Below are 11,210 nucleotides of genomic sequence, written 5' to 3' on the forward strand. Positions count from 1 at the left end.
GGTTTTCGGGGTATGGAAAACGGGGGAACAGGCATGATGCAGCGCAGGTCCGCAAATGGACTTAACGGGTGTTTGTTGGGGGCAACCGTATGCCAGATTTTCTTGCGCTGAACAAAGCGCCTTTCTCCACGTTCAAGGCCCTTGCGCGCACTACTGTGGTAGCCGCGGGTGCGTTTGCCTTCACGGCATCTTTTGTGGGTGCAGCTCAGGCCGCGCGTTCATCTCAATGGGTCATCACAAAAGACCACTGGAGTGAATCGGACGAGCGCGGCTTCAGTGAATTCATTACCGCACTGGGTGAGGCCGACTGCTTCACCATGAATGACTGTCTGAAGAGCCCAGCCAATCCCTATCGTGCGACAGACCCCTATGTGAAGTGGTGGGCAGACTGCGCGGACATGCCCTACATGCTGCGCGCCTATTATGCGTGGAAAAATGGACTTCCGTTTTCGCACCAAACCGCAATGCGATCAGGCGATGGGCCAGGTAGTGACATCCGCTACTCGTTGGATGGCAATCAGGTTGTGGCGCGTCGTGATGCCAAGACCGGTATAAATGCCGTGAACTTCATTCGTTACATCGGAGCGGTCTCGACAGGGATGTACCGCCATCATGCGGCGGCGGAAGCCACCCCATACTTTACCGACCACTACTCACCGGACATAAACCGGGACACCATTCGTCCAGGTACTGTGGTGTATGACGTCAACGGTCACGTCACCATGGTTTACAAAGTGACGGAAGATGGGCGCGTGCTCACCCTCGCGGCGCACCCTGACCAGTCTCTTTCGCGTAGCTATTTTGGCCGCAACTTTTTGCGCACTCAGGCGAAACTCGGCACAGGTTTCAAAAATTGGCGTCCCATCCAGCTTGAAGGCTACAAGCGTGCGGCCAATGGCGTGCTGTACGGCGGTCGTGTAACGGGTGCGGCCAACATCGAGTTGGCGGACTTTTCACTTGAGCAATACGCCGGCACCGAGGTGCTCAATTTCACCAAGTGGTATGAACCGTCCTTTGTGGTCAAAGGTCAGAACCTGAACTATTACGAGTGGGTGCGTGCGTCGCTTTCCGTCGGCGACCTTAAGTATCGCCCGGTTCGTGAATTGCGCGCGATGATGACGTCGCTATGTCAGGACATCGCAGCCCGCAAACATGCTGTCGACATCGCAATCAAGACAGGCATTCATAGATACAACCAGCCGCGCCAGTTGCCGGACAACATCTACGGAACGGAAGGGATCTGGGAGAGCTACTCAACTCCTTCCCGAGATGCCCGTCTCAAAACATCATTCAAAGAGACGTATGATTTGGTTCAACAGCTTCTGGACATGCATGCATCCGGTGATCCAAAGCTGAGCTACGAGGGAACGGATCTGGCCGCTGACTTGATGGCCGCGTTCTACGAAGAAAGCCACGCCTGCGAAGTGACATATCGCAAGAGTAATGCACAGCAGGTTCGCCTCAACCTCGAGGACGTCATGCAACGTCTGTGGGATATGTCCTTCGATCCCTATCACTGTGTGGAACGCCGCTGGGGTGCGACAGACCCACAGGAACTGGCTTCATGCAAAGACGGTGCTGTGAAAACAGCTTGGTACAAGGCAGAGCAGCATCTGCGTTTTCAGATTGATCGCACATACGACGTGGACATGAGCCATGATCTCGCGAGCCTGCAAGCCCCGGGCAAAGGTCTCTACTCAGGTCGTGGCGTGGAGTCACCGCCTGACGTGAATATTCCAGCACTGCTGTCCAGAAACCTTAAAACCAAGGTTGAGGCCCATAACGCGGTACCATCGCAGATACCGGTCGGTCAGCCGTCTTTGTAGAAAAGTACATCCATGAAAATCTATGACTACGGCATAGCGCCGAACCCAAGGCGCGTGCGCATCTTTCTGCACGAAAAAGGCATTGAGGCAGAGTACGAGAAAATCGATATCCGCAAGCGGGAAGGTAGAACCGAGGCGTTCCTCGAAAAGAATCCGCTTGGTGGGATTCCCGTGCTTGAGCTGGATGATGGGACTTGCATTTCAGAGTCCGTCGCTATCTGCCGATACTTTGAAGCCCTCCACCCTGAGCCCAATCTGTTCGGTGCGGCACCAGGTGAGATTGCTGAGATAGACATGTGGCTACGGCGTATCGAGATGTATTTGATGTCCCCCGCCGGGCTTGTCTGGATACATGGCAATGAGTTGACGGCCCATTTGCTCGAGCAGAACCCTGGCACTGCTGAGTTCGGTCGAGCGCGGACGTATTACTTCTATGACATTTTGAACAAGGCATTGGAGGGCAAAGAATTTCTTGCTTCCGATCGCTATTCAATCGTCGAAAGCGTGGCACTGCCAACTCTGGATTTCATTACCACTCTTGTTGGGGTTCCGTACAAAGCGGAACATACGAATATCAAGACCTGGCATGAAATGATGTCAGCACGAGAGAGTGCAAACGCCTAGTTCGTCCCTGCGGCTTGATCTGCAACATGGCGGACCGCTGCGACGACGCGGGGGGCATATCTTTTATCCATCGCAATCTGGGAATGGTTGGCACCCTCAACCACATCAAATCTGCTGTTGGACGAGAGGGCAGCAAGCTCACCTTGCATTTCAAGCCAACTGGGAACCATGAACTTGGGCCAGCCGCTTGCAACCAGGACGAACAGCGGCATATCACCAAGTGTTGCGACCTGCCGTGCTCGAGATGCACTGCGTTCCCAGCCTTCAGCTTCTGCAGCAGAGCCACGCATGTGCTCCACTGTGTTCAACTTGCTCATGCTGGCCGCGAGGTTTTCGCCTTCCAACCCGTCAACCGCAGGGGCCATGAGCGAGAAGGCACGTGGAATGCCCGTGTAGTTGAGTTTCTCGACCAAAGCGAAACTGGCGAGAAGATCAGCAAATGCAATTTGTGCCTCCTCGGGAAAACGTTGCCCCATGTCCTGATGGGCAGAATCAACAAGCACAATGCCGCCCGTCAGTTGTGGATACGTGTCGGCGAAAATTCGCGCGACGACGCCGCCATAGGAATGTCCGACAAGGATGTACGGGCCGCGAAAACCGTTGTTTGCGGCAAGGTCGCGAAGTCGCGATGCGGCAATCAGGGCATCACGTGGCTGTCCGCTATCAGAACTCCAGCCAGTGCCCTCACGGTCGTAGGTGCATACGTGATGTGTAGTTGCCAGACCGTCCATGACGGGTTGCCAGGCAGAAGAAAGGCTGCCCATTCCAGTTAGCAATACGACTGTAGGCCCGGCATTAGCTTCACCAGAACAATGAAGATGGAGGTCTACGCCATCCACACTCACCAACTCGCCGGCCATGGGGTAAGCCGAGCGGTCCATAGCGGCCGCCGCCATCTGATAGATGCTGCCAAGCGCCAAAAGTGTGAGGGGAAGGCCGACAATCAGTCCGGCTGCATACAGGGCAATGCGTTTCATCGGGCGGGGTATCCTTCCGGGAGGCCAACAAGTGTGGATCCACGATCACCACCCACCCATAGCGCCACATCGCGAACATCCATCACCAGAGAAATGGCGATGGTTGCTGCCGCAATAGCTGCATAGACCCGATAGGGCTTCCAGTACTCAGAGCGAATGTCCTTGTAGTACAGGATCATTGGATAGACCCATGCGATATGGCCCAAGCCGAAGAGACGCGTGACCTGGTTTCCTTCTGCCATGAAGACGATTGTGGCGATCAGGAAATTAACGACCTGCGCAAGGATCATCATCCGGGCCGCGCGGTAGTAGATAAATACAAAAGGAAGTGCGATCAGAACGATCTGCATCCATGTGAGCCACGGAGCGACGTGCTCCGGTATGTAGTCGCCCATTTCGGCCATGAGCGTAAGCGCGGTGAGAATCTGTTCCATGAGGCCAAACTGGCTATTCTGGCTCCGCACCCCAATTACCTCCTATTTCAGGGTCTCAATTCCCTCTCTCGCTTTTGTGTTCAATCGCTTATAGTCCCGCCACAATTCAGACATGGCAGGCCGCCATATCGAGTCCTGCCCAAAAACAGCGAATTTAGCCCCCATGCGCCTCAGTCGTTTCTTCCTGCCAATCCTTCGCGAAACCCCGAAGGAAGCCGAAATCGTATCCCACCGCCTCATGTTGAGGGCTGGGCTGGTCCGCCAGATGAGCGCTGGCATGTATGCCTGGCTGCCGCTTGGCCACATCGTGCTGCGCAAGATCGAGCAGATCGTTCGTGAGGAGCAGGCGAGGGCGGGTGCCGTCGAGTTGCTGATGCCCACCCTGCAGTCGGCGGATCTGTGGCGCGAGTCCGGCCGCTATGACGGTTATGGCAAGGAGATGCTTCGCATTCAGGATCGTCACGAGCGCGATATGCTCTATGGCCCGACAAATGAGGAAATGATCACCGACATCGTCCGACGCGATATCAAATCGTATAAGGACCTTCCGTTCACGCTGTATCATATCCAGTGGAAGTTCCGCGATGAGATCCGTCCGCGCTTCGGCGTCATGCGCGGCCGCGAGTTCCTGATGAAGGACGCTTACTCCTTCGACCTGTCGGAAGAAGCCGCCCGCATTTCCTATCAAAAGCAGTTTGTTGCCTATTTGCGCACCTTCGGGCGGATGGGCCTCAAGGCTGTGCCCATGAAAGCAGACCCGGGCCCCATCGGCGGGGACCTATCACACGAGTTCATCATTCTGGCTGACACGGGCGAAAGTGAAGTCTTCTGCCATCGCGACCTGGTCGACATGGACATTCCAGGTGAGGACACGGATTTCGACGGCGATCTGTCTGACATCGTTGCTGGCCGAACCAGTTTGTACGCTGCAACCGACGAGATGCATGAGCCAGAACGTTTTGAAGCCGAAGTGCCAGAAGACAAGCGTTTGACCGCTCGAGGCATCGAGGTCGGACACATCTTTTATTTCGGCACCAAGTACTCAGAGCCCATGAAGGCAGCTGTGCAAGGGCCTGAAGGCTCGGAAGTCCTGCTGCATGGGGGGTCATATGGTGTCGGCGTTTCCCGCTTGATGGGGGCAATCATTGAAGCCAGTCATGACGATGACGGCATCATCTGGCCGGACGCGGTGGCGCCGTTCCATGTGGGCCTGATCAACCTGAAATCGGGCGACGATGCGACCGATGCCGCCTGTGATGACGTTTACGCGAAACTCACAAATGCCGGTTTGGATGTACTGTATGACGACCGGGATGAACGGGCAGGTGGTAAGTTCGCGACCATGGATGTGATTGGGCTGCCCTGGCAGTTGGTGATCGGACCTCGTGGTCTGAAGAACGGTACCGTTGAACTCAAACGCCGAGCGACGGGTGAAAAAGAAGAACTGACGATCGACACGGCTCTCAACAAATTGATCGGGTAATCTGTCTATGACCGAGATTGCTGAACAGACCGACTGGACCAAAGCGGACAAGGCGTCGGGCAGGTCGACAATGCCGTTCTCGGCATTTGAGTGGTTCCTTGCAGGGCGTTATTTGCGCGCGCGCCGTAAAGAAGGCTTCATCTCCGTTATCGCGCTGATCTCATTCATTGGCATCATGCTGGGCGTTGCCACGCTGATCATCGTCATGGCGGTGATGAATGGTTTCCGTACGGAACTTATCGGGCGCATTCTGGGTCTGAACGGCCACATGATGGTGCAGTCAGCAACGGGCACTTTCATCAACTATGAGGCAGCCGCCGCACGCATCCGCGAAGTAGACGGCGTGGTGCGGGTGACACCTCTTGTCGAGGGGCAGGTCATGGCATCTGCCCGCCAGACAGCATCCGGTGCTCTCGTGCGTGGAATGTCGACCGAGAATTTGGCCAACTTTGATATCATCGCTGATGGCATCGAAGGGGGCTCGCTGGACACCTACCGCAATCTTGAAGCAGACGGCCAAAGCCCGTTGCTGTTGGGCGCGCGACTTGCTCAGGCGCTTGGCGTTGGTGTGGGTGACAAGATCACGCTGCTATCACCGCGAGGCGCATCGACCCCCTTTGGAACAACGCCGCGTGTAAAAGCCTACATTGTTGCCGCGACGTTCCAGATCGGAATGTCTGAGTATGACTCAAGCTTCATTTTTATGCCGCTGAGTGAAGCGCAAGCCTTCTTCCGCCAGAACGGTTCCGTGTCCGGCATCGAGGTCATGATCGAGAAACCGGATCGAGTGAAAGACTTTACGCCGTCGATCAAGGCCGCTGCCGGAGACATTGCGAACGTCTATGACTGGCAGCAAATGAATGGCACGTTCTTCAATGCCCTGCAGATCGAGCGCAACGTGATGTTCATCATTCTGACGCTGATCCTCCTCGTCGCAGCGCTCAACATCATTTCGGGTCTGTTCATGCTGGTGAAGGACAAGGGGCCGGACATTGCGATCCTCCGCAGCATGGGTGCGACGCGCGGCGCCATGATGCGTGTCTTTCTGATTGTCGGGGCGGCCATCGGCGTATTGGGAACGATTGCAGGTTTCATCATCGGCGTTCTGTTTTGCGAAAACATCGAAGCCATTCGTCAGGCGTTGATCTTCCTGACTGGCGCCCAATTGTTTGATCCTGCCATTTACTTCCTCAATGAGCTGCCGGCCGAAATGGAAATGAGCGAGGTCATTTCCGTTGTGGTGATGTCACTTGTTCTCTCCTTGCTCGCGACGATCTATCCAAGCTGGCGCGCCGCCCGCCTCGATCCGGTAGAGGCACTGCGATATGAGTAAGGCCGCACTGGAACTGCAGGGTGTTGAACGGACATTCATGCAGGGTGAGGATGAACTGCGGATTTTCCGCGGAGCCAATCTGTCTGTTCAACCTGGCGAATTGGTTGCCCTTGTTGGCCCTTCCGGCGCGGGCAAGTCCTCGTTGCTGCATATAGCAGGACTGATGGAACAGCCTGATGCAGGCGAGGTCGAAATTGGCGGCATTCCGTGCATGGGTCTATCGGATTCCGAGAAGACGCGCGTGCGCCGAACCGAGGTCGGCTTCGTCTATCAGGCGCATCATCTGCTTGCCGAGTTCTCGGCGACCGAGAATGTCGTCCTGCCGCAGCTCATTGCGGGCGTGAAACGCAAGGAAGCCGTTGCTGTCGCTGAACGCCTGCTAGGCCGGCTTGGCCTCGAAGAACGCCTGGAGCACCGGCCTGCGCAGCTGTCTGGCGGTGAACAGCAACGGGTGGCCATTGCCCGAGCGCTGGCCAATCGGCCCCGGCTTTTGCTGGCGGATGAACCAACAGGCAATCTTGATCCAAAGACCTCACGTGGTGTGTTTAACGAGTTCGTCCAATTGACCCGCGGTGAAGGTGTTGCAGCACTCGTTGCCACTCACAACCTCGACCTGGCCCGTGAGATGGACCGGGTGGTCCTTCTGCATGAAGGCCTGCTGGTTGACGGCGCTGATATTGCCGGCAACCAGCTCTGAGCAGCGGACCTTTATGACCTTGAGAAAAGTCCCAAGATTTCAGGCAAAAATTGCTGAAGTCGACACGGTGTGGCTTCTTTGATAAAAAGAACAAAATGGGTACTTGACCAAAAGAACAAAAAGAGAACATGATGTCTTCAGATTGAACGTCACAGCTGGAGGCTGGTTATGTCTGAATGGGTCAAAGATACTGCTGCTCTTTTCGTTCTCGGTGCTGTCATGTGGAGTGGCTTTGCGCTGACCGCCGCCGCGCAGGCTGCCGGGTAATCCACAACCAACTGCGTCAGGCGACTTTTCTGGGGATAACTGAAACCCCGGTAACCGGGCCGGATCACTTGGCGGTACACTTTGGCCATGAGTGACGAATCGAGCCTAGGCGCAACGCCGGACGAGATCAGGGAATTCAAAGATCCTGTCTTCGTCCATCTGAGACTTCATACGGCTTATTCCCTTCTGGAAGGTGCCGTGCGGGTGCCGGATTTGCCCGGTCGTTGTCAGTCAATGGATATGCCAGCGGTGGCCATTACCGATACCGGCAATCTGTTTGGCGCTCTTGAATTTTCTGAAAAACTCTCTGGTGCAGGCGTCCAGCCCATAATTGGGTGTACCCTCGCATTGGACCTAGAGGTTGAGCCTGTGAGAGGCGGAGGTGTCCGTCCTCCCGACCCAACAATCGCGCTCCTTGCAAAGGACGAAGTCGGTTACCTCAATTTGATGGCCCTTACCTCAGAGGCCTATCTGGGAACCGACGGCACCGAGCAGCCGCACATCTCACTTGAAGAGTTGGCCGGCCATGCCGAAGGGCTTATCTGTCTCACCGGTGGACCGAATGGCCCGATAAATCGCCTCATCGTTTCCGGGCAATCAGACCCGGCAACAAAGCTTGCGCAGACACTGGCCAAGTCGTTTCCCCAGCGGCTCTATGTTGAGCTCCAGCGGCACGGTATGGCTGAGGAGGCCGCGGCTGAGCCCCTGCTTCTGGATATTGCCTATGACCAGAATTTGCCTCTGGTTGCCACCAACGAAGTCTTCTTCTTTGAAGCTGATGATTACGAAGCCCACGATGCACTTTTGTGTGTCGCAGACGGCGCTTATGTGATGCAGGAAGACCGCCGTCGTATGACGCCGGATCACCGGTTCAAGTCAGGCGCGGAAATGGCGGCGCTTTTTGCCGATCTGCCTGAAGCAATCGCATCAACGGTCGAGATCGCCCAGCGGTGTGCGTATCGCCCTCGCATCATTGATCCAATCCTTCCACGATTTGAAGGGTTGGACGGCGTCGAAGGTGAATCAGCCGAGCTCAAACGTCAGGCTGAGGAGGGGTTGCGCGCCCGGCTAGAGGCACTGGGAACCTTCGCGCCGGAGGAAGACTACTGGAAGCGGCTTGAGTTTGAGCTCAGCGTTATCCAGAATATGGGATTCCCCGGCTATTTTCTGATCGTTGCCGACTTTATCAAGTGGGCAAAGCAGCATGACATCCCGGTTGGCCCGGGCCGCGGTTCCGGTGCGGGGTCAGTGGTCGCCTGGGCACTCACCATCACAGACCTTGACCCGTTGCGGTTTGGTCTGCTGTTCGAACGGTTCTTGAACCCCGAACGCATATCAATGCCCGACTTTGATATCGATTTCTGCCAGGACCGTCGCGATGAAGTGATCTCCTATGTACAGGAGAAATACGGGCGCGATCGCGTAGCCCAGATCATCACATTCGGTAAGTTGCAGGCCCGTGCTGTGTTACGTGACGTTGGGCGCGTCTTGCAGATGCCCTACGGCCAGGTTGACCGCCTGTGCAAGCTCGTGCCGAATAATCCTGCGAATCCGGTGACCCTCGGAGAAGCCATTAAGGGCGAACCAAAGCTGCAGGAAGCGCGGCGGTCTGAGGAAATTGTCGACCGGCTGATCAGCATGTCTTTGAAGCTGGAAGGTCTGTACCGCCACGCGTCCACCCACGCAGCCGGCGTGGTGATTGGCGACCGTCCGCTGCAGGAGCTGGTGCCTCTCTATCGCGATCCGCGTTCAGACATGCCGGTGACTCAATTCAACATGAAATGGGTAGAGCCGGCGGGGCTCGTCAAATTTGACTTCCTTGGCCTGAAGACCCTCACCGTCATTGAGCGCGCGCTGAAGCTGCTGAAGAATCGCGGCGTTGACGTCAACATCGAGGCATTGCCGCTTGATGATGTCGGGACCTACGAGATGCTGTCGCGCGGTGAGACTGTGGGCGTGTTCCAGCTTGAAAGTTCAGGCATGCGCGACATCCTGCGCAAAATGAAGCCTGACAGGTTTGAGGACATCATTGCCCTTGTGGCGCTCTATCGTCCCGGCCCGATGGACAACATCCCCAAGTACCTCGCTGTGAAGAAGGGCGATGAAGAACCAGACTATCTGCATCCAAGTCTTGAGCCGATCCTGACCGAAACCTACGGCATCATGATCTATCAGGAGCAGGTGATGCAGATTGCCCAGGTCCTGTCCGGCTATTCACTCGGTGACGCTGATTTGTTGCGCCGTGCCATGGGCAAGAAGATCCAGGCCGAAATGGACAAGCAGAAGGTTCGCTTTGTTGAGGGCGCGGAAGCAAACAAGGTGGATGGCAAGCAGGCTGCTGGAATTTTTGAGCAGGTTAACAAGTTCGCTGGATACGGCTTCAACAAGAGTCATGCAGCTGCCTATGCACTGGTCGCGTATCAAACCGCCTGGCTCAAGGCCAACTATCCTGTGGAGTTCCTGGCGGCATCAATGAACCTTGATATGGGGAATACGGACAAACTCAATACGTTCCGGCGCGAGGCGCAGCGATTGGAGATTGAGGTCTACACGCCAAACATAAATCAGTCCGGCGCAGAATTTACGGTGATTGACGGCGCCATTTCTTATGCACTTGCGGCAGTTCGCAATGTAGGAAAGCAGGCCATGCATCACCTGGCGGAGGAGCGAAAATCGAACGGCCCGTTCAAATCAGTTGCAGACTTTGCCTCTCGCGTATCGCCGAAACATGTGAACAAACGCGCTATTGAAAATCTCGCATGCGCGGGCGCATTCGACGGTGTGGACAAAAATCGCGCACGACTGCATGGGGCGGCCGATAAGGTCATGGCTGAGATGAGCCGTGCTGACGCAGAGCGCGAAAGTTCACAATCAAGTCTGTTTGGTGATGGGCCGGGTGTCGCCCCTGATCTGCGACTGGGAGACCAGCGCGATTGGATGCCCATGGAGCGGTTGCGTCATGAAATGGAGGCCGTCGGCTTCTATTTGTCGGGCCACCCGCTGGACGATTATCGGGATGCCTTGCGGCGCGCCCGCGTCAAGCCCTATGCGGAATTTGTGCAGGCTATTGCATCCGGGGGGCCACGTGTCGGCAAACTCGCCGGCACTGTGGCCTACAAGCAGGAGCGTCGCTCCAAGAGCGGCAACAGTTTTGCATTTATGGGTCTGTCAGACGGCACAGGCGAATTTGAGGCGGTGATATTTTCAGATGCACTGGCGATGTCACGTGACTTTCTTGAACCCAACATGTCTGTGGTCGTGGGGGTCGAGGCAGAGGTGGACGGAGATGATGTTCGGCTCAAGATTGCGACTGTTCAGCCAGTGGACAAGGTAGCGTCAGAGACCTCCAACGGCTTGCGCCTGTTTGTGGATGACCCAAAAGCCCTCACCAGCATTCAGGCTTGTTTGCCACCAAAGGGCAGGGGGCAGTTAAGTCTCATCGTCGATGCCGAAGGCGGTAAGAAGGAAGTGGAAATCACTTTGCCCGGGCGCTTTGAAGTAACCCCTCAGGCACGCGGTGCACTCAAGGCGATTGACGGCGTCGCGCACGTAGAGGATCTGTAACCGGG

Annotated in this window: 8 protein-coding genes; 6 read left to right on the plus strand and 2 right to left on the minus strand. The window is 56.0% G+C overall.

Going from position 1 to position 11,210, the window contains the following annotated elements; translation table 11 throughout:
- Window positions 1–89: 89 nt before the first annotated feature.
- Entirely contained in the window at window positions 90–1,826 is a 1,737-nt protein-coding gene (locus tag BN1012_RS05845) for a hypothetical protein (RefSeq protein ID WP_052534680.1), read from the plus strand.
- Between the two features lie 12 nt (window positions 1,827–1,838).
- Window positions 1,839–2,450, plus strand: a complete 612-nt coding sequence (locus tag BN1012_RS05850; RefSeq protein ID WP_043948901.1) for a glutathione S-transferase family protein — start codon at window positions 1,839–1,841, stop codon at window positions 2,448–2,450.
- On the opposite strand, the gene BN1012_RS05855 is transcribed toward BN1012_RS05850, so the two are convergent.
- Both BN1012_RS05855 and BN1012_RS05860 read right to left on the minus strand, forming a co-directional pair.
- On the minus strand, window positions 2,447–3,427 hold the full coding sequence (locus BN1012_RS05855; RefSeq protein ID WP_043948902.1) for an alpha/beta fold hydrolase: 981 nt from the start codon (window positions 3,425–3,427) through the stop codon (window positions 2,447–2,449). The genes BN1012_RS05850 and BN1012_RS05855 overlap by 4 nt on opposite strands.
- Window positions 3,424–3,891 carry a hypothetical protein gene (locus tag BN1012_RS05860; RefSeq protein WP_145973428.1) on the minus strand — a complete coding sequence of 156 codons (468 nt, stop codon included), beginning with the start codon at window positions 3,889–3,891 and terminating at the stop codon, window positions 3,424–3,426. Before BN1012_RS05860 ends, BN1012_RS05855 begins: the two co-directional genes overlap by 4 nt.
- A 133-nt stretch (window positions 3,892–4,024) precedes the next feature.
- Here BN1012_RS05860 and proS point away from each other — a divergent pair, with 133 nt between their 5' ends.
- The 4 genes from proS to dnaE all read left to right on the plus strand — a co-directional run bounded on the left by proS (window position 4,025) and on the right by dnaE (window position 11,205).
- Complete coding sequence (proS, locus tag BN1012_RS05865) at window positions 4,025–5,344, plus strand: proline--tRNA ligase (protein ID WP_043948904.1); 1,320 nt, start codon at window positions 4,025–4,027, stop codon at window positions 5,342–5,344.
- A 7-nt stretch (window positions 5,345–5,351) separates the two neighbouring features.
- The gene (locus BN1012_RS05870) at window positions 5,352–6,677 is read left to right on the plus strand and encodes a lipoprotein-releasing ABC transporter permease subunit (protein ID WP_043948905.1); all 1,326 of its coding nucleotides are present in this window, start codon (window positions 5,352–5,354) and stop codon (window positions 6,675–6,677) included.
- Window positions 6,670–7,374 (plus strand): ABC transporter ATP-binding protein, encoded by a 705-nt coding sequence (locus BN1012_RS05875; protein WP_043948906.1) that lies wholly within the window; start codon window positions 6,670–6,672, stop codon window positions 7,372–7,374. The genes BN1012_RS05870 and BN1012_RS05875 overlap by 8 nt, the downstream gene beginning before the upstream one ends.
- 354 nt (window positions 7,375–7,728) lie before the next feature.
- On the plus strand, window positions 7,729–11,205 hold the full coding sequence (dnaE, locus tag BN1012_RS05880; RefSeq protein ID WP_043948907.1) for a DNA polymerase III subunit alpha: 3,477 nt from the start codon (window positions 7,729–7,731) through the stop codon (window positions 11,203–11,205).
- The last annotated feature ends 5 nt before the right edge of the window (window positions 11,206–11,210 follow it).

This window comes from Candidatus Phaeomarinobacter ectocarpi, from assembly GCF_000689395.1.
Classification (GTDB): domain Bacteria; phylum Pseudomonadota; class Alphaproteobacteria; order CGMCC-115125; family CGMCC-115125; genus Pyruvatibacter; species Pyruvatibacter ectocarpi.

Coding starts and splice junctions, on each gene's coding strand:
- dnaE (WP_043948907.1), top strand. CDS start 7,729: ATGAGTGACGAATCGAGCCTAGGCGCAACGCCGGACGAGATCAGGGAA.
- BN1012_RS05850 (WP_043948901.1), top strand. CDS start 1,839: ATGAAAATCTATGACTACGGCATAGCGCCGAACCCAAGGCGCGTGCGC.
- BN1012_RS05870 (WP_043948905.1), top strand. CDS start 5,352: ATGACCGAGATTGCTGAACAGACCGACTGGACCAAAGCGGACAAGGCG.
- BN1012_RS05855 (WP_043948902.1), bottom strand. CDS start 3,427: ATGAAACGCATTGCCCTGTATGCAGCCGGACTGATTGTCGGCCTTCCC.
- proS (WP_043948904.1), top strand. CDS start 4,025: ATGCGCCTCAGTCGTTTCTTCCTGCCAATCCTTCGCGAAACCCCGAAG.
- BN1012_RS05845 (WP_052534680.1), top strand. CDS start 90: ATGCCAGATTTTCTTGCGCTGAACAAAGCGCCTTTCTCCACGTTCAAG.
- BN1012_RS05875 (WP_043948906.1), top strand. CDS start 6,670: ATGAGTAAGGCCGCACTGGAACTGCAGGGTGTTGAACGGACATTCATG.